Origin of the sequence: Streptomyces marokkonensis (genome assembly GCF_008312835.1) — a bacterium.
Lineage (GTDB): Bacteria > Actinomycetota > Actinomycetes > Streptomycetales > Streptomycetaceae > Streptomyces > Streptomyces marokkonensis_A.
Map to the genome: position 1 here is coordinate 138,670 of NZ_VSKS01000020.1, position 18,124 is coordinate 156,793.

General features: G+C 73.0%; 17 protein-coding genes and 1 pseudogene. 12 read left to right on the forward strand and 6 right to left on the reverse strand.

Features of this window, described 5'->3' with window-relative positions; genetic code table 11:
- Nucleotides 1–7 precede the first annotated feature (7 nt).
- Together F1615_RS28625 and F1615_RS28630 are read left to right on the forward strand one after the other, a co-directional pair.
- Complete coding sequence (locus tag F1615_RS28625) at nucleotides 8–1,030, forward strand: oxidoreductase (RefSeq protein ID WP_149551942.1); 1,023 nt, start codon at nucleotides 8–10, stop codon at nucleotides 1,028–1,030.
- 48 nt (nucleotides 1,031–1,078) lie between these two features.
- The gene (locus F1615_RS28630; RefSeq protein ID WP_149551943.1) at nucleotides 1,079–2,719 is read left to right on the forward strand and encodes an ABC-F family ATP-binding cassette domain-containing protein; all 1,641 of its coding nucleotides are present in this window, start codon (nucleotides 1,079–1,081) and stop codon (nucleotides 2,717–2,719) included.
- A 98-nt stretch (nucleotides 2,720–2,817) separates the two neighbouring features.
- On the opposite strand, the gene F1615_RS28635 is transcribed toward F1615_RS28630, so the two are convergent.
- Nucleotides 2,818–5,184 carry a Tex family protein gene (locus F1615_RS28635; RefSeq protein ID WP_149551944.1) on the reverse strand — a complete coding sequence of 789 codons (2,367 nt, stop codon included), beginning with the start codon at nucleotides 5,182–5,184 and terminating at the stop codon, nucleotides 2,818–2,820.
- Nucleotides 5,185–5,289: 105 nt separating this feature from the next.
- Nucleotides 5,290–5,421, reverse strand: coding sequence for an LPFR motif small protein (locus F1615_RS36900; protein WP_257027966.1), 132 nt, complete (start codon nucleotides 5,419–5,421; stop codon nucleotides 5,290–5,292).
- 141 nt (nucleotides 5,422–5,562) lie between these two features.
- On the opposite strand from F1615_RS36900, the gene F1615_RS28640 reads away from it, so the two are divergent.
- Both F1615_RS28640 and F1615_RS28645 read left to right on the forward strand, forming a co-directional pair.
- On the forward strand, nucleotides 5,563–6,531 hold the full coding sequence (locus F1615_RS28640; protein ID WP_149551945.1) for a GlxA family transcriptional regulator: 969 nt from the start codon (nucleotides 5,563–5,565) through the stop codon (nucleotides 6,529–6,531).
- A gap of 10 nt (nucleotides 6,532–6,541) precedes the next feature.
- The gene (locus F1615_RS28645) at nucleotides 6,542–7,177 is read left to right on the forward strand and encodes a DJ-1/PfpI family protein (RefSeq protein WP_149551946.1); all 636 of its coding nucleotides are present in this window, start codon (nucleotides 6,542–6,544) and stop codon (nucleotides 7,175–7,177) included.
- Here F1615_RS28645 and F1615_RS28650 read toward each other — a convergent pair.
- Nucleotides 7,146–7,919 (reverse strand): enoyl-CoA hydratase/isomerase family protein, encoded by a 774-nt coding sequence (locus F1615_RS28650; RefSeq protein WP_149551947.1) that lies wholly within the window; start codon nucleotides 7,917–7,919, stop codon nucleotides 7,146–7,148. The two genes, F1615_RS28645 and F1615_RS28650, sit on opposite strands and share 32 nt — an antisense overlap.
- 111 nt (nucleotides 7,920–8,030) lie before the next feature.
- Between F1615_RS28650 and F1615_RS28655 the strand changes: the two genes are divergently transcribed.
- The gene (locus F1615_RS28655) at nucleotides 8,031–8,675 is read left to right on the forward strand and encodes an HdeD family acid-resistance protein (protein WP_149551948.1); all 645 of its coding nucleotides are present in this window, start codon (nucleotides 8,031–8,033) and stop codon (nucleotides 8,673–8,675) included.
- A 139-nt stretch (nucleotides 8,676–8,814) separates the two neighbouring features.
- Nucleotides 8,815–9,345, forward strand: a complete 531-nt coding sequence (locus F1615_RS28660) for an ATP-binding protein (protein ID WP_167533884.1) — start codon at nucleotides 8,815–8,817, stop codon at nucleotides 9,343–9,345.
- Here the strand turns inward: F1615_RS28660 and idi are convergent.
- From idi to galE, 3 genes are all read right to left on the reverse strand, one after another.
- The gene (gene idi / locus F1615_RS28665) at nucleotides 9,278–9,871 is read right to left on the reverse strand and encodes an isopentenyl-diphosphate Delta-isomerase (RefSeq protein WP_149551949.1); all 594 of its coding nucleotides are present in this window, start codon (nucleotides 9,869–9,871) and stop codon (nucleotides 9,278–9,280) included. The two genes, F1615_RS28660 and idi, sit on opposite strands and share 68 nt — an antisense overlap.
- A gap of 281 nt (nucleotides 9,872–10,152) precedes the next feature.
- Nucleotides 10,153–11,091, reverse strand: coding sequence for a cation diffusion facilitator family transporter (locus F1615_RS28670; protein WP_149551950.1), 939 nt, complete (start codon nucleotides 11,089–11,091; stop codon nucleotides 10,153–10,155).
- Between the two features lie 133 nt (nucleotides 11,092–11,224).
- The gene (galE, locus tag F1615_RS28675) at nucleotides 11,225–12,205 is read right to left on the reverse strand and encodes a UDP-glucose 4-epimerase GalE (RefSeq protein WP_149551951.1); all 981 of its coding nucleotides are present in this window, start codon (nucleotides 12,203–12,205) and stop codon (nucleotides 11,225–11,227) included.
- A 307-nt stretch (nucleotides 12,206–12,512) separates the two neighbouring features.
- Between galE and F1615_RS28680 the strand changes: the two genes are divergently transcribed.
- The 6 genes and pseudogenes from F1615_RS28680 to F1615_RS28705 form a co-directional block, all read left to right on the forward strand.
- Complete coding sequence (locus tag F1615_RS28680; protein ID WP_149551952.1) at nucleotides 12,513–14,345, forward strand: DUF5941 domain-containing protein; 1,833 nt, start codon at nucleotides 12,513–12,515, stop codon at nucleotides 14,343–14,345.
- Nucleotides 14,342–15,094: a sugar phosphate nucleotidyltransferase gene (locus F1615_RS28685; RefSeq protein WP_149551953.1), complete on the forward strand. Its 753-nt coding sequence runs from the start codon at nucleotides 14,342–14,344 to the stop codon at nucleotides 15,092–15,094. The genes F1615_RS28680 and F1615_RS28685 overlap by 4 nt, the downstream gene beginning before the upstream one ends.
- The gene (locus F1615_RS28690; protein WP_149551954.1) at nucleotides 15,082–16,143 is read left to right on the forward strand and encodes an iron-containing alcohol dehydrogenase family protein; all 1,062 of its coding nucleotides are present in this window, start codon (nucleotides 15,082–15,084) and stop codon (nucleotides 16,141–16,143) included. Before F1615_RS28685 ends, F1615_RS28690 begins: the two co-directional genes overlap by 13 nt.
- Before the next feature lie 13 nt (nucleotides 16,144–16,156).
- A complete protein-coding gene (locus tag F1615_RS28695) occupies nucleotides 16,157–16,900 on the forward strand; it encodes a CDP-alcohol phosphatidyltransferase family protein (protein ID WP_149551965.1) in 744 nt (247 codons plus the stop codon).
- Nucleotides 16,897–17,781, forward strand: a complete 885-nt coding sequence (locus tag F1615_RS28700; RefSeq protein WP_149551955.1) for a glycosyltransferase family 2 protein — start codon at nucleotides 16,897–16,899, stop codon at nucleotides 17,779–17,781. Before F1615_RS28695 ends, F1615_RS28700 begins: the two co-directional genes overlap by 4 nt.
- A 96-nt stretch (nucleotides 17,782–17,877) precedes the next feature.
- Nucleotides 17,878–18,124, forward strand: a pseudogene (locus tag F1615_RS28705) (ABC transporter permease); the annotation flags it as partial.

Sequence of the window (18,124 nt, forward strand, 5' to 3'; positions counted from 1 at the left end):
TCACGGCATGTCCGCCGAGTACGCGACCTTCGGCCTGGCACCGGCGACGAGAGCCGGTGGACTCCTCGCAGGCGGTGACTACCAAGTCCACCGCGACTTCGTCGACTTCGTCGTCGACGGATGCCCGCTGCTGTTCCGCCTCTCCGACCTGGACGCTGTCTCCCCGCTCGCCTCCGACGTCCCGCCCTCCCTCTTCACCGCCCAGGTCCGCAGTCTGCTGCTGGAGACCGGGGCACCCCTGCCCGACGGCCGGTACGTCGTCTACGGCTGCCCCGAGTGCGAGGACCTGGCCTGCGGCGCGGTCACCGCGGTCATCGAACGCGACGGCGAGGACGTCATCTGGCGGGACTTCGCCTGGCAGACCGATCCGTACGCCGATCTGGAGCTCAACGGCTACCACGGCATAGGGCCGTTCCGCTTCCGCGGCACCGAGTACCGCACCGCGCTCGCCGCCCTGCTGAACGGCGGCGTCCCGGGCGCCCGCCGCCGTGTCCTGCTGATCGGCGCCCGGGTCGCCCTGCTCGCCAGGCTCGCCGCCGCCCTGCGCACCATCGGGATCGGCGCCGACATCGCCGGGAACGCCGACGGCGTCCCCGCCGAGGAACTGCGGGCCTACGGCGCCGTCGTCCTCGGCCCGTCGGCCGGCGCCGGGGACCGCGACGCCGTCCGTCGCGCCTTCACGGCCGCCGGCGTCGACGTGCCCCGCGTCGACGGCCTCGCCCCGGTCGTCCCGCTGCTCGTGGCCCAGACCGAACAGGCCCTGGACGGCAGCCCGCCGGGGCAGCGGCGCCTGATGGACCTCACCGCCGTCGACGGCGGTGCGGAGCTCCGGGTCACCTCGTCCTGCCGGGTGCGGCTCACCGCGTACCGGGTCGACCGCCTCTCCCGCACCCACACCCGGGACGTCTTCGACGGCGTCCTGGAACCCGGCCGCCACCGCGTCCCCCTGGACGCCAGGGCGGTGAGGGGCGAGGCGTACGTCGTGGCGCGCACCGGCGGGACGGTGCTGGTGACGGCCGTGGAACGGTGAGAACCGGCGCGCGGCCGGCCGCGCGCGACGACTAGGATCGGCGGTCTGATGACTGCCACCCTCGTCGCCAAGAACCTCGCCGCCGGGCACGGCGACCGCTCCCTGTTCGCCGGTCTCGACCTCGTCGTCGCCCCCGGCGACGTGATCGGTCTGGTCGGTGCCAACGGCGCGGGCAAGTCCACGCTGCTGCGCCTGCTCGCCGGGCTCACCGCCCCGGAGCAGGGCGAGCTGCGCCTCTCCCCGCCCACCGCGACCGTCGGGCACCTGCCGCAGGAGCCGGAGCGCAGGCCCGGCGAGACGGTGCGGGACTTCCTGGCCCGCCGCACCGGGGTCGCCGAGGCCCAGAGCGCCATGGACGAGGCGACCGGGTCCCTGGTCGACGGCGCCCCGGGCGCGGACGACGCCTACGCCACCAGCCTGGAGCGCTGGCTCTCCCTGGGCGGCGCCGACCTCGACGAGCGTGCCGAGGAGGTCGCGGGCTCCCTGGGTCCGGCCGTCGGCCTGGACCAGCCGATGACCTCGCTCTCCGGCGGCCAGGCGGCCCGTGCCGGGCTCGCCTCCCTCCTCCTGTCCCGCTACGACGTCTTCCTCCTCGACGAGCCGACCAACGACCTCGACCTGGACGGCCTGGAGCGCCTCGAACGCTTCGTCAGCGGACTGCGGGCCGGCACGGTCGTCGTCAGCCACGACCGCGAGTTCCTCACCCGCACCGTCACCAAGGTCCTCGAACTCGACCTGGCCCAGCGCCGGATCAGCCTCTACGGCGGTGGTTACGAGGCCTACCTGGAGGAGCGGGACGTGGCCCGCAGGCACGCCAGGGACGAGTACGAGGAGTACGCCGACAAGCGGGCCGCGCTGCGGGACCGGGCGCAGATGCAGCGGACCTGGATGGACAAGGGCGTGAAGAACGCCCGCCGCAAGGCGGGCAACGACAACGACAAGATCGGCCGCAAGTTCCGCAGCGAGGCGAGCGAGAAGCAGGCAGCCAAGGCACGCCAGACACAGCGCATGATCGAACGCCTCGAGGTCGTCGAGGAGCCGCGCAAGGAGTGGGACCTGCGCATGGAGATCGCGTCCGCCCCGCGCTCCGGCGCCGTGGTGGCCACCCTGCGGGACGCCGAGGTGCGCCGCGGCGGCTTCACCCTCGGCCCGGTGTCCCTGCAGATCGACTGGGCGGACCGGGTCGCCGTCACCGGCGCCAACGGAGCGGGCAAGTCCACCCTGCTGGGCGCCCTGCTGGGCCGCGTCCCGCTCGACGCGGGCCACGCGGCGCTGGGCTCGGGCGTCCTGCTCGGAGAGGTCGACCAGGCCCGCGCGCTGTTCCACGGTCCGGAGCCCCTGCTCGACGCGTTCCGCCCGGCGGTCCCCGGCCTGGAACCGGCCGACATCCGCACCCTGCTGGCCAAGTTCGGTCTCAAGGCGGACCACGTCGTGCGTCCCGCCGCCACGCTGTCCCCCGGCGAACGCACCCGCGCCGCCCTCGCCCTCCTCCAGGGCCGGGGCGTCAACCTCCTGGTCCTGGACGAGCCGACCAACCACCTCGACCTGCCCGCCATCGAACAGCTGGAGTCGGCCCTGGACGCCTACGAGGGCACCCTGCTGCTGGTCACCCACGACCGCCGCATGCTCGACGCGGTCCGCGTGACCCGCCGCCTGGACGTCGCCGACGGCAAGGTGACCGAGCGCTGACCGGCGGCCGGCCACCGGGGCGGCCGCCCGCCGTGCCGGCACTCCGGGCCGGGCCCGTCACCCGCCGCCACGGCGGGGGAGACGGGCCCGGGACGTGTTCAGCGCCTGCCGCTCTTCGGATCGACCAGACCGGCCCGCCGCAGGGCGTCGGCCATCGCGCCGTTCGCCGGCGCGGGCGCCTGGCGCGAGCCGCCGCCCCCACCGCCACCGCGGCCCTGGCGCTGCTGCGGCGGGCGCCCGCCACGCTGCCGGCGCTCACCGCCGGACGCCTGACCCTGCGGTGAGGCCTCGTCGTCCAGCCGCAGCGTCAGCGCGATCCGCTTGCGCGGGATGTCCACGTCCAGGACCTTCACCTTGACGATGTCACCCGGCTTCACCACGTCCCGCGGGTCCTTGACGAACGTCTTCGACATCGCGGACACGTGCACCAGGCCGTCCTGGTGGACACCGACGTCCACGAACGCCCCGAACGCCGCGACGTTCGTGACGACGCCCTCCAGCACCATCCCGGAGGACAGGTCGGAGATCTTCTCCACGCCCTCCTTGAAGACGGCCGTCCTGAACGCAGGCCGGGGGTCGCGCCCCGGCTTCTCCAGCTCCTTGAGGATGTCGGTGACCGTCGGCAGACCGAAGCTGTCGTCCACGAACTCCTGCGGCCGCAGCGACCGCAGCACCGCCGTGTTGCCGATCAGCGAGGCGACCTCCTCACCGGACGTCTTCACCATGCGCCGCACGACCGGATAGGCCTCCGGGTGGACACTGGACGCGTCCAGCGGGTCGTCGCCGCCGCGGATCCGCAGGAAGCCCGCGCACTGCTCGTACGCCTTCGGGCCGAGCCGCGCGACCTTCTTCAGTGCGGCGCGTGACCGGAACGGCCCGTTGGAGTCCCGGTGCGCCACGATGTTCTCGGCGAGCCCGGAGGTGATGCCGGAGACCCGGGCGAGCAGCGGCGCCGACGCGGTGTTGACGTCCACGCCCACGCCGTTCACACAGTCCTCCACGACCGCGTCCAGCGAACGCGACAGCTTCACCTCGGACAGGTCGTGCTGGTACTGGCCGACACCGATCGACTTCGGGTCGATCTTCACCAGCTCGGCCAGCGGGTCCTGGAGCCGGCGCGCGATCGACACCGCGCCCCGCAGTGACACGTCCATGTCCGGAAGCTCCTGGGACGCGAAGGCGGAGGCCGAGTACACGGAGGCGCCCGCCTCGGACACCATCACCTTCGTCAGGTTCAGCTCGGGGTGCTTGGCGATGAGCTCACCGGCGAGCTTGTCGGTCTCGCGGGACGCCGTGCCGTTGCCGATCGCGATCAGCTCGACCGCGTGCTCCTTCGCCAGCCGCGCCAGCTTCGCGATCGCCTCGTCCCACCGGTTGGCCGGGACATGCGGATGGATCACGTCCGTGGCGACGACCTTGCCGGTCGCGTCCACCACGGCGACCTTGACGCCCGTACGGAAACCGGGGTCGAGACCGAGCGTCGCGCGCGTACCGGCCGGGGCGGCGAGCAGCAGGTCGCGCAGGTTCGCCGCGAACACCCGCACCGCCTCGTCCTCGGCGGCGGTGCGCAGCCGGAGCCTGAGGTCGATGCCGAGGTGCACCAGGATGCGGGTGCGCCAGGCCCAGCGGACCGTGTCGCCCAGCCACTTGTCCGCCGGACGCCCCCGGGCGGCGATCCCGAAGCGGTGCGCGACGATCCCCTCGTACGACGACGGCCCGTCCACCGGCTCCTCGGGTTCCAGGACGAGGTCGAGGACCTCCTCCTTCTCGCCGCGCAGCATCGCCAGGATCCGGTGCGAGGGCAGCTCGGTGAACGGCTGGGCGAAGTCGAAGTAGTCGGCGAACTTCGCGCCCGCCTCCTCCTTGCCCTCGCGTACCTTCGCGGCCAGCCGCCCGCGCACCCACATCCGCTCGCGCAGCTCACCGATCAGGTCGGCGTCCTCCGAGAAGCGCTCGGTGAGGATCGCCCGCGCGCCGTCCAGCGCGGCCTGCGGATCGGCGACACCCTTGCCGGCGTCCACGAACGCGGCGGCCGCGGCGAGGGGCTCCACACCCGGATCGGCGAGCAGCCCCTCCGCCAGCGGTTCGAGACCCGCCTCGCGCGCGACCTGCGCCTTGGTGCGCCGTTTGGGCTTGTACGGCAGATAGACGTCCTCCAGGCGCGCCTTGGTCTCCGCGCCCCGGATCCGGGCCTCCAGCTCCTCGGTCAGCTTGCCCTGCTCGCGCACCGACTCCAGGATCGCCGTACGACGCTCCTCCAGCTCCCGCAGATAGCGCAGCCGCTCCTCGAGCGTGCGCAGCTGCGCGTCGTCGAGCATCTCGGTCGCTTCCTTGCGGTAGCGGGCGATGAAGGGCACCGTCGAACCGCCGTCCAGCAGTTCGACGGCAGCCCTGACCTGCCGCTCCCGTACGCCGAGCTCTTCGGCGATCCTGCCTTCGATGGACCCTGCGAGGGGTGTCGTCACGTTCCCGTACCGCCTTCTCCACTGAGGTTGCGCGGCAATTGTGGCAGGTGACGCCGACAATCGGGGATCAGGGCGCCGACTCGCCCGCAGACCGCACGGGCGGCGTCAGGCGCGACGGCCACGGGTGCTGGACGAGGCCCCGCCGAACAGCCGGGCGAGTGCCCGGAACGGCAGTGTCACGACGGTGGCGATCGCGCCGCCGATCTGGCGCAGGACGTCTGCGATGGCACGGAACACGTGTCTCCCCTTTCGTCTCCCGGCCTGTCCGGCCGGAAGTACTGCGGGTACCTCGCCGGCGCCTCGGCATGCGTACGCGTGGCAGAAAAGGTGGGAAACCCGTCGTTGCGGCCACCCCGGGCATCGCCAAGAATCGACCGCATGGCGCAGCGAACCGTTCTTGTCGTCCTCTTCGACGGGGTGCAGAGCCTCGACGTCACCGGTCCCGTGGAGGTCTTCGCGGGCGCCGAGCAGCACACCCCGGGGACGTACCGGCTGTGCACCGCCTCCCTCGACGGGGCTCCCGTACGGACCACCAGCGGCCTGACCGTCGTGCCGGACGGGGCGCTCGCCGGGGCGCCCGAGCCGCACACCCTGCTGGTGCCCGGCGGGCGGGGCAGCCGCCGGCCCGACCCGCGGCTGACCGACTGGCTGCGCCGGCACGGACCGCGGGCCGAGCGGCTGGTCTCCGTCTGCACGGGGGCCGCACTGCTCGCCGGAGCCGGACTGCTGGACGGCCGCCGCGCCACCACCCACTGGGCCTACAGCGACCGCCTCGCCCGGGACCACCCGGCCGTCGAGGTCGACCCGGACCCCATCTACGTCCGTGACGGCCGCGTCTCCACCTCCGCCGGCGTCACCTCGGGCATCGACCTCGCACTCGCCCTGGTGGAGGAGGACCTCGGCCGCGACGCCGCCCTCACCGTCGCCCGGCACCTCGTGGTGTTCCTGCGCCGGCCCGGGAACCAGGCCCAGTTCAGCGCCCAGCTCGCCGCCCAGACCGCACGGCGCGAGCCGCTGCGCGAGGTCCAGCAGTGGATCACCGAGCACCCCGGCGCCGATCTGACCGTCGAGGCGCTCGCCGCCCGCGCCGCCCTCTCGCCGCGCCACTTCGCCCGCGCCTTCCACGCCGAGACCGGCACGACTCCGGGCCGCTACGTCGACCGGGTGCGCCTTGAGCACGCCCGGCGCCTGCTGGAGGACACCGGCGACGGCGTCGAGGAGATCTCCCGCGCCAGCGGCTACGGCACCCCCGAGGCGATGCGGCGCGCGTTCGTCCGGACCCTCGGGTCGTCACCGGCGGAGTACCGCCGCCGCTTCCGCCCCGCTCCCTCACCCGCCCGCACCTGAAAGGCCGCCGATGCAGATCGCCATCGTCCTCTTCGACCGCTTCACCGCCCTGGACGCGGTGGGCCCCTACGAGACCCTCTGCCGTCTCCCCGACGCGGAGACCGTCTTCGTCGCCGAGCGGACCGGGCCCGTGCGCAACGAGTCGGGCACCCTCGCGCTCACCGCCGACCGGACCCTGGCCGACGTAGCGCGCCCGGACGTCGTCGTCGTCCCCGGCGGCCCCGGACAGACGCCCCAGATGGAGAACGGGACCCTGCTGGACTGGCTCCGCACGGCCGACGCGTCCAGCACCTGGACGACGTCCGTGTGCACGGGTTCCCTGCTGCTGGCCGCGGCGGGACTGCTCCGGGGCCGCCGGGCCACGTCGCACTGGCTGGCACTCGACCACCTGAAGCGGTTCGGCGCCGAGCCGACCGGGGAGCGTGTCGTGACCGACGGCAAGTACGTCACCGCGGCCGGCGTCTCCTCGGGCATCGACATGGGACTCACCCTGCTCGGCCGGATCGCCGGCGACGAACACGCCCAGGCCGTCCAGCTGCTCACCGAGTACGACCCGCAGCCGCCCTACGACGCGGGCTCCCCGCAGAAGGCGCCCGCGCACCTCGTCGAGGAGTTCAGGTCGCGGAGCCGCTTCGTCCTGACGTAGACACGCTCCAGGTGAAGCGGGGCGGCCGGCGCTCCAGGAACGCGGCGACCCCCTCCGCGGTGTCGCCGCTCTCCCGTGCCCGTTCGCTCCAGTGGGCGTCCCGGTCGGCGCGGCCGTCGGCGAACTCCTTCGCCGCGGCCTGCGTGAGCTGCGAGCGGGACGCCAGAATGCGGGTGAACTCCGCGATGCGCGCGTCCAGTTCGCCCTCGGGGAGCACCTCGTCCACCAGACCCGTGCGCAGGGCCCGTCCGGTGTCGATCAACTCGCCCGAGAACAGCAGGTACTTGGCGGTCGCCGGACCCACCAGCGACACCAGCCGCCGGGTGGCGGAGGCCGGGTAGACGATGCCGAGCTTCGCCGGTGTCACCCCGAACCGCGCCCCCTCCTCGGCGAACCGCAGATCGCAGGCCGCCGCCAGCTGCGCCCCGCCGCCCACGCAGTGCCCGCGGACCGCGGCCAGCGTCGGCTTGGGGAAGGCGGCGAGTGACTCCTCCGCCGCGACGGCCAGCCGCTGTGCCTCCAGCGGCGACCCCCGCAGCGTGGAGATGTCCGCCCCGGCGCAGAACGTGCCGCCGTCACCGGTGAGCACCAGCATCCGTACGTCCGGGTCGGCCGCCAGAGCGTCCAGCAGGGGCGGCAGGGAAGCCCACATCGCGGCCGTCATGGCATTGCGCTTCGCCGGATGGCGGATGACGACCGTCGCGACCGAGTCGGTGACGCTGTGCAGCAGCTGCGGCTCCATGGGCCGGATGCTATCCGTCCGGGCCGTCGCGCCGAGCGGCAGGAGTACGCGGGGCGTTACGACCGGCGGGGGCGGGGGACTGGAGAGGGGGACGAAACCCGGGAGGCACGCATGGTCAAGTCCGCCGGGACCGCCAAGCCGCAGGGCGGGGCGGCCGAACTGAGCCGCGGCTTCGGCTGGCTCGCCGTACTCGGAGTGATCCTGGTCGCCGCCGGGCTGGTCGGCCTGGTGTACACGGGCGTCGCCACCCTGACGTCGATGGTGCTGTTCGGCTGGCTGCTGCTGATCGGCGGCGTGGTCGGGCTGCTGCACGCCGTCCAGGCGCGGCACACCAACTTCTTCTGGCTCGGCGTGGTCGTCGCGGCGCTGAACATCGCGGCCGGTGTGGTGGTGCTGAGGACACCGGAGGCGGCGGCCGAGGCGCTGACCATGTTCGCCGCCCTGCTCTTCCTCACCGGCGGGCTGTTCCGTCTGGTCGGCAGCCTCGTGGTGCGCGGGCCGCAGTTCGGCTGGACCCTGGTCCAGGGCGCCTTCGGCCTGCTGCTCGGCGTCCTCGTGCTGGCCACCTGGCCGAGCAGCAGCCAGTACGTCATCGGAACGTTCTTCTCCCTCTCCCTGCTCTTCGACGGGCTCGGCCTGATCGCCACCGGGTACGGGGGACGCAGGATCGTCGGCATGGTCTCCGACCGGCTGGCCACCGAGGAGGCGGAACGGACAGGGGAGCGGCCGGCCGTCAAACCCGTACAACCCGAATAGTTCGCCGACACGGCACAAGGCCGTACGAGAACGGTCCCGCAATCGACGGTGTCATACGCAGGCGGTCGCGAACGCTCGATATGCGCCGACTTCTGTTCAGCGTCGAAGCGCGGAGCCTCTCGGTACCAACACTCGACGCGTGGCGACAATCGAGCGTGAGAGTGGCGATCCACTGCCGTACGAAGGTGTCTGGCGGTTCACCGCCCCGGCCGTGGACGCCTCGGTCCCGCAGGCCCGCCACGCCGTGCGGGACCTGCTCGTGCGGCAGGGCGTGCCCGTCGCGGACGACGTGGTGCAGGGGTTGCTGCTGATCGTCTCGGAGCTGGTCACCAACGCCGTACGGCACGCGGCGCTGCTGTCCCCGACGCTCGCCGTCGAGGTCGCCGTGGGCGCCGAGTGGGTCCGGGTGTCCGTGGAGGACAACCACCCCTACCGTCCCACCGCACTGGAGACCGACCACGCGCGCACCGGTGGCCGGGGACTGCTCCTGGTGCGTGAGATCACCCGGGAGGCCGGCGGGGCGTGCGAGGTCGAGCACACCGCGACCGGCGGCAAGGTGATCTGGGCCGCCCTGCCGCTCAAGCCCGCGGGGCTGCCCCCGGTCACCAGTCCGCCGAAGGCCCCGTCAGCTCCCGGACCGCCGGGCGGGCCGCGTCCAGGACGGTCATGAACCAGGCCGAGAAGGTGTCCTTCGCGTGCCGCTCCGCCAGCTCGGCCGGGGTCACGAACGCCGTGGACGCCACCTCGTCCGGGTCCGGCCGCGGCGGCGACTGCACCATGCCGACGAAGAGGTGGTTGTACTCCTGCTCCACCAGGCCCGATTCCGGGTCGGGGTGGTTGTAGCGGACCGTGCCGGCCTCGGCGAGCAGTGAAGGCGACACCCCCAGCTCCTCGAAGGTCCGCCGGGCCGCCGCGGCGAACGGCGCCTCACCGGGATAGGGGTGGCCGCAGCAGGTGTTGGACCACACACCGGGGGAGTGGTACTTGCCCAGCGCCCGCTGCTGGAGCAGCAGCCGCCCGCGCTCGTCGAACAGGAACACCGAGAACGCCCGGTGCAGCCGCCCCGGCGGCTGATGTGCGGCGAGCTTCTCCGCGGTGCCGATCGTCACGCCGTCCTCGTCGACCAGTTCCAGCAAAATCGGCTCGGCGGTGCCGCTCGACGGGCTGTTCGTCGCGGTGGCAGGTGTGATCGGCATACCCATCCTTCACTCGGTCTTCGCGCCCCAGTCTGCCGCACGAATCCGGCACTCCCGGCACTCCGGTCTCCGCCCGCATGTCCCACGGCGGCGGGGGAGGCGGTCGTACCGGCCGGACGACGGAAACCGGTCCGGAGCTGATCGTGCCCGGGGCGCCCGGCGGACATGCGGCCGCCGCGGGGCCCGTGCCCGGAAGGACGCCGGTACGGGGGCGGAGGGCAGCGTTCCCCGGCGCATCGGCGCATCGGCGCATCGGCGCACCGGGGCGCGTCCGGGCCGGCTCAGTGGCAGAGACGCGCCTCGTGCTCGGCGTGGCCGCGGGGCTCCAGCTGGAAGGTGCAGTGCTCCACGTCGAAGTGATCGCCCAGACAGCCCTGCAGCTCGTGGAGCATCTTCTCGTGCCCGATGGCGTTCAGCACCTCGGAGCTGACGACCACGTGAGCGGAGAGCACCGGCATCCCGGAGGTGATCGTCCAGGCGTGCAGATCGTGAACGTCCTCCACGCCGTCCGTGCCGAGGATGTGCTCCCGCACCTGCGCCATGTCCACGCCCTTGGGCGCCGCCTCCAGCAGGACGTCCAGTGTCTCGCGCAGCAGTCTGACCGTGCGGGGCACGATCATCAGCGCGATCACCAGGGAGGCGATCGGGTCGGCGGCCGTCCAGCCGGTGGTCAGGATCACCAGCGCGGACAGCATCACCGCGACCGAGCCGAGCGCGTCCGCCGCCACCTCCAGGAAGGCGCCGCGCACGTTCAGGCTCTCCTTCCGGCCGCGCATCAGCAGGGTGAGCGACACCAGGTTGGCGAGCAGGCCGATCGCGCCGAACACCAGCGCCAGGCCGCCCTTGGTGCCGGCCGGGGTGACGAACCGTTCGACCGCCTCGTACAGCACGTAGCCGCCGACGCCGAGCAGCAGCAGGCAGTTGGCCAGGGCGGCGAGGATCTCCGCGCGGGCGAGCCCGAAGGTGCGGTGCTCGCTCGGCGGGCGGCTCGCGAAGTGGATCGCGAGCAGCGCCATGCCCAGGCCCAGGGCGTCCGTCGCCATGTGGGCGGCGTCCGCGACCAGGGCGAGTGAGTCGGCCAGCACACCGCCGACGATCTGGACCACCATGACACCGAGCGTGATCGCCAGCGCGATCCGCAGCCTGCCGCGGTACGCCGCACTCGCCGTACCGCCGGCAGGCGCACCGTGCGCGTGCCCGTGATCGTGCCCAGCCCCCATGGGTGCCGCCGCCCTTCCGTGACCGTCTCCTGGGACCACAGTGAACTACGGGTGGGGGGTATGGGGCAACGCGGCACTGAACACCGTTGTCATGTGCTCTGACCTGCGGAAACGATCCGCAGGTCAGCGCTGTTCAGTGACGGTCCGCAGCCTGGTGGAGCTGCCAGCCCCGCCAGGCCGAGCCGACCATCTCGTGCACCGAGCGGCGTGCGGTCCAGCCGAGCAACTCGCTCGCGCGGGCGGCGGAGGCCACCGCGCGGGGCGCGTCGCCGGGGCGCCGCGGCTCGACGAGCGGGGCCCGCGTGTCGCCGGTGACCTCGCCGATGGCCGTGATCAGCTCGCGCACCGAGACGCCCTCGCCGCGGCCGATGTTCACCGTCAGGTCTCCGGCCGGGTCCCCGTCCGACAGCCGGCGGGCCGCCGCCAGGTGCGCCTCCGCCAGATCGGCCACGTGGATGTAGTCACGGACGCACGTACCGTCCGGCGTCGGGTAGTCGTCGCCGAAGATGCGCGGGGCCTCGTCGCGGGTGAGCCGGTCGAACACCATCGGCACGATGTTGAAGACGCCCGTGTCGGCCAGCTCCGGTGCCGCGGCCCCCGCGACGTTGAAGTAGCGCAGGCACGCCGTGGCGATGCCGTGCGCCCGGCCGGCCGCCCGCACCAGCCACTCGCCGGCGAGCTTGGTCTCTCCGTAGGGGTTCACCGGCGCGCAGGGCGTCTCCTCCGTGATGAGGTCCACCCGGGGATCGCCGTAGACGGCCGCGGACGAGGAGAAGACGAAGCGCCGGATCCCTGCCTCCGCGACGGCGTCCAGGAGCGTCGCCAGGCCGCCCACGTTCTCCCGGTAGTACCGGGTCGGCTGCGCCACGGACTCGGCGACCTGCTTGCGCGCGGCGAGATGCAGCACTCCCGTCACCTCGTGCTCCGCGAGCACCCGCTTCAGCGTCCCGCCGTCCAGCGACGAGCCCCGGACCAGAGGTACGTCGGCGGGCAGCCGTCCCGGCACGCCGGCCGAGAGGTCGTCCAGGGCGACGACCTTCTCCCCGGCACCCGTCATGGCGCGCACCACATGTGCCCCGATGTAACCGGCTCCGCCGGTGATCAGCCAAGTCATGGTCGCCCACCCTATGCCGACCCGCACCGGCGGGCGGGGAACGGGCCGGGTGTACCGCGATGCCCCGGATTGACCCCGCATGCCCTTTCTGGAGGCGCGGTTTGTGGGCCGGGCCCCGCATCCCCGATGATGATCCGCGGCAGGGACGCGGGCGAACCGCGTCGATCCAGCCGCCGAACGGGCGGTGAACGCGGGCTTCCGGGTATCCGATAGCCTCTGCCGACATGCCGCCCGGAGGCCCCGTACGGGCGCCTCACCGTGTACATGACCGGCGTGGACGCGTCGGCACCCAGGGAGTGAGATTCGGTTGTCGACCGCCATCCTCACCGGCCAGCCGGTCCCCGGTTCGTCACTCGAGGGCGATCTGCGCTCCCTCGGTTTCGACGTGCGGACCGCCTCCGGCACCGCCGAGGCCGAGACCCTGCTCGCCGGCGTGCCCGCGGGGCAGCGGGTCGCCCTGGTCGACGCCCGGTTCGTGGGCCATGTCCACGCGCTGCGCCTCGGCCTCACCGACCCCCGCTTCCCCATCTCCGCGATCCCCGGCGCCGTCACCGCCCAGCAGGCCGGCCGCCAGGCCCTCACCCGCGCGATGGCCCGCGAGAACTCCGCGGGCGAGGCACCCGGGAGCGGCACCACCCTGGTCGGCAGCCTCGCGGACCGCGTCGTCACCGCCCTCGACGCCGAGGGTGCCGACGTGCACCGTCCCGAGCTCGGCAGCCTCGTCGCCACCGTTCCCGCCGACCCCCAGGCCCGCAACGAGGCCCGGCAGGCCGTCGCCGCCGTCGACGACGAGGCCATACGCCTGCGGTCCGCCGTCAAGGCCCGCGACGGCTTCTTCACCACCCACTTCATCAGCCCGTACTCCCGCTACATCGCCCGCTGGTGCGCCCGCCGCGGACTGACCCCCAACCAGGTCACCACCGCCTCCCTGCTCACCGCGCTCATAGCGGCCGGCTGCGCCGCCACCGGCACCCGGGGCGGCTTCGTCGCCGCCGGCGTCCTGCTCATCGCCTCGTTCGTGCTGGACTGCACCGACGGGCAGCTCGCCCGGTATTCCCTGCGGTACTCCACCCTCGGCGCCTGGCTCGACGCCACCTTCGACCGCGCCAAGGAGTACGCCTACTACGCGGGCCTCGCCCTCGGCGCGGCCCGCGGCGGCGACGACGTCTGGGCCCTCGCCCTCGGCGCGATGGTCCTGCAGACCTGCCGGCACGTGGTCGACTTCTCCTTCAACGAGGCCAACCACGACGCCACCGCGCTCGGTAAATTGTCGCTGGCCAGCCCCACCGCCGCGCTCTCCGACAAGCTCGACGGCGTCGGCTGGACGGTCTGGGTGCGCCGCATGATCGTCCTGCCGATCGGCGAACGCTGGGCGATGATCGCCGTCCTCACGGCCCTCACCACCCCCCGGATCACCTTCTACGCGCTGCTCGTCGGCTGCGCGTTCGCCGCGACGTACACCACGGCGGGCCGCGTCCTGCGCTCGCTGACCCGCAAGGCCCGAAGGACCGACCGGGCGGCGCGGGCGCTCGCCGACCTCGCCGACTCCGGCCCGTTCGCCCAGGCCCTGACCGGCCCGCTGACGAACCCCGCGCGCCGCCTCCCCGGCTTCGCCGTCCCCGCCGTCGCCCTGCTCGGCGGTCTCGCCGTGGTCGCCACAGCCGCGCTCACCGGCTTCGGCGGCCCGTGGACGGTCGTCGCCGCCTGTGGCTACGTCCTGACCTCGGCACTCGCCGTCGCCCGCCCCCTCAAGGGCGCCCTCGACTGGCTGGTCCCCCCGTTCTTCCGCGCCGCCGAGTACGGCACCGTCCTGGCACTGGCCGCCGACGCGGACGTGAACGGAGCCCTTCCGGCGGCCTACGGGCTGGTGGCCGCGGTCGCCTACCATCACTACGACACGGTCTACCGCATCCGCGGCAACGCGGGCGCGTCCCCGCGCTGGCTGGTGCGGGCGATCGGGGGGCACGAGGGCCGCACCCTCGTGGTCGCCGTGCTGGCGGCCGTGCTCACCGCCTCCCAGTTCACCGTCGCGCTCACGGTCCTCGCCGTGGCCGTGGCCCTTGTGGTGCTCGCCGAGAGCATCCGCTTCTGGGCGTCCGCAGGGGCGCCCGCCGTACACGACGAAGGAGAACCCGCATGATCGGCCTCGTGCTTGCGGCCGGCGCCGGACGCCGTCTGCGCCCCTACACGGACACGCTTCCCAAGGCGCTGGTGCCGGTGGGCGCCGAGGGCGACCCGGACGCGGTGACGGTCCTGGACCTGACCCTCGCCAACTTCGCCGAGGTCGGGCTGACCGAGGCCGGGATCATCGTCGGGTACCGCAAGGAGGCCGTGTACGAGCGCAAGGCGGCCCTGGAGCAGAAGTACGGCGTGCGGCTCACGCTCATCGACAACGACAAGGCCGAGGAGTGGAACAACGCCTACTCGCTGTGGTGCGGCCGTGACGCCCTCAAGGACGGTGTGATCCTGGCCAACGGCGACACCGTGCACCCGGTCTCGGTGGAGAGGACGCTGCTGGCCGCGCGCGGCGACGGCAAGCGGATCATCCTCGCGCTCGACACGGTGAAGAAGCTCGCCGACGAGGAGATGAAGGTCGTCGTCGACCCGGACAGGGGGATGACGCGGATCACCAAGCTGATGGACCCGGCCGAGGCGAGCGGTGAGTACATCGGTGTCACGCTCATCGAGGGCGAGGCGGCCGGGGAGCTGGCCGACGCGCTGAGGGCGACCTTCGAGCGGGACCCGCAGCTGTACTACGAGGACGGCTACCAGGAGCTGGTGAACCGCGGTTTCCGGATCGACGTGGCGCCGATCGGTGACGTCGCGTGGGTCGAGATCGACAACCACGACGACCTCGCCCGCGGACGGGAGATCGCGTGCCAGTACTGACCCGGCTCATCCCCTCGCCGGTCGTCGTGGACATCCGCCCGGGTGCCCTCGACGACCTGGCGAGCGTCCTCGCCGACGAGCGCATCTCCCAGTCGGGCAGGCTCGCCATCGCCGTCAGCGGCGGTTCCGGCGCCCGGCTGCGCGAACGGCTCGCGCCGTCGCTGCCCGGCGCCACCTGGTACGAGGTCGGCGGCGGCACCCTCGACGACGCGGTCCGCCTGGCGGGCGACATACAGGGCGGCCGCTACGACGCGGTCGTCGGACTCGGCGGCGGCAAGATCATCGACTGCGCCAAGTTCGCGTCGGCACGAGTCGGCCTGCCCCTGGTCGCCGTCGCCACCAACCTGGCGCACGACGGCCTGTGCTCGCCGGTCGCGACCCTGGACAACGACGCGGGCCGCGGCTCGTACGGGGTGCCGAACCCGATCGCGGTCGTCATCGACCTCAATGTCATCCGTGAGGCCCCGGTCCGGTTCGTGCGCTCCGGCATCGGCGACGTCATCTCCAACATCTCCGCGGTCGCGGACTGGGAGCTGTCCCACCGCGTCAACGGCGAGAAGATCGACGGGCTCGCCGCCGCCATGGCCCGGCAGGCCGGCGAGGCCGTGCTGCGCCATCCCGGCGGGGTCGGCGACGACGGCTTCCTGCAGGTGCTCGCCGAGGCCCTGGTCCTCACCGGCATCGCCATGTCCGTGTCGGGCGACTCCCGCCCGTCCTCCGGCGCCTGCCACGAGATCAACCACGCCTTCGACCTGCTCTACCCCAAGCGCGCCGCCGCCCACGGCGAGCAGTGCGGACTGGGCGCCGCCTTCGCGATGTATCTGCGCGGGGCGCACGAGGAGTCGGCGGCCACGGCCGAGGTGCTGCGCCGCCACGGGCTCCCGGTGCTGCCGGAGGAGATCGGATTCACGGTGGACGAGTTCGTCCGCGCCGTCGAGTTCGCCCCGGAGACCCGACCCGGCCGCTTCACCATCCTCGAGCACCTCGACCTGAAGACCGACCAGATCAAGGACGTCTACGCCGACTATGTCAAGGCCATCGGTAGCTGAACTCCGCCCGGTCGTGCACCCCGCGGGGGTCAAGGACCGGCGCAGCGGTGAGCACTGGATGGGACGCCTCTACATGCGCGAGGTGTCCCTGCGGGTGGACCGCTACCTGGTGAACACCAGGGTCACGCCCAACCAGCTCACGTACCTGATGACCGTCTTCGGCGTCCTCGCGGCCCCGGCCCTGCTGGTGCCGGGGATCGCGGGGGCCGTCCTCGGCGTGGTCATGGTCCAGCTCTACCTGCTGCTGGACTGCGTCGACGGCGAGGTCGCGCGCTGGAAGAAGCAGTACTCGCTCGGCGGGGTCTACCTGGACCGCGTCGGCGCCTACCTGTGCGACGCGGCCGTCCTCGTCGGGCTCGGCCTGCGCGCCGCCGACCTGTGGGGTTCCGGGCGCATCGACTGGCTGTGGGCCTTCCTCGGCACGCTGGCCGCGCTCGGCGCGATCCTGGTCAAGGCCGAGACCGACCTGGTCGGCGTCGCCCGCCACCAGGGCGGACTGCCGCCGGTGAAGGAGGCCGCGTCCGAGCCGCGCTCCTCCGGCATGGCGCTGGCCCGCAGGGCCGCCGCCGCGCTCAAGTTCCACCGGCTCATCCTCGGCATCGAGGCGTCGCTGCTGATCCTTCTCCTCGCGATCCTGGACGCCACCCGGGGCGACCTGTTCTTCACCCGGCTCGGCACCGCCGTGCTCGCCGGTATCGCCCTGCTGCAGACCGTGCTGCACCTGGTGTCCGTCCTCGTGTCCAGCAGGTTGAAGTGAGCGCCGCCATGAAGGTCGGCGCGGTGATCATCACCATGGGCAACCGCCCCGACGAGCTGCGCGCCCTGCTGGACTCGGTCGCCAAGCAGGACGGCGACCCCGTCCAGGTCGTGGTCGTCGGCAACGGCTCGCCCGTCCCCGAGGTTCCCGAGGGGGTGCGGACCGTCGAGCTGCCGGAGAACCTCGGCATCCCCGGCGGCCGCAACATCGGCATCGAGGCCTTCGGCCCCGGCGGCCGGGACGTCGACATCCTGCTGTTCCTCGACGACGACGGCCTGCTCGCCGGCCACGACACCGCCGAGCTGTGCCGCCAGGCCTTCGCCGCCGACCCGCGGCTCGGCATCATCAGCTTCCGCATCGCCGACCCGGAGACCGGGATCACCCAGCGCCGCCACGTTCCCCGGCTGCGCGCCTCCGACCCGATGCGTTCCTCCCGCGTGACCACCTTCCTCGGCGGCGCCAACGCCGTGCGCACCAAGGTCTTCGCCGAGGTGGGCGGGCTGCCGGACGAGTTCTTCTACGCCCACGAGGAGACCGATCTGGCCTGGCGGGCCCTCGACGCCGACTGGATGATCGACTACCGGTCCGACATGGTGCTGTACCACCCGACGACCGCCCCCTCGCGGCACGCGGTCTACCACCGCATGGTCGCCCGCAACCGGGTCTGGCTCGCCCGCCGCAACCTCCCCGCCGCCCTGGTCCCGGTCTACCTGGGCGCCTGGATCCTCCTCACCCTCGTGCGCCGTCCCTCGCGCCCGGCCCTGAAGGCCTGGTTCGGCGGGTTCCGCGAGGGTCTGACCACCTCCTGCGGTCCCCGCCGGCCCATGAAGTGGCGTACGGTGTGGCGGCTGACCCGACTGGGCCGGCCCCCCGTCATCTGACAAGCTCGTGTCCGGGAACATCGGGGCCGTACCCAGGCTCCCCGGCTCATGCGGGCCCGCGCGGGCCCGCATCTCGAGGACGAAAGTTTTCCACTAGTGAGTGAGACAACGCACGACGGCACGGTCGCGGTCACCGCGCCCGTGCCGCCCGACGAGGGCCTGACGGCGGACCGGCTCGCCGCCAAGTACGGGCTGTCCGTCAGCGGCGCCCGGCCGTCCCTCATCGAGTACGTCCGTCAGCTCTGGGGCCGGCGGCACTTCATCCTCGCCTTCTCCCAGGCGAAGCTCACCGCCCAGTACAGCCAGGCCAAGCTCGGCCAGCTCTGGCAGGTGGCGACCCCGC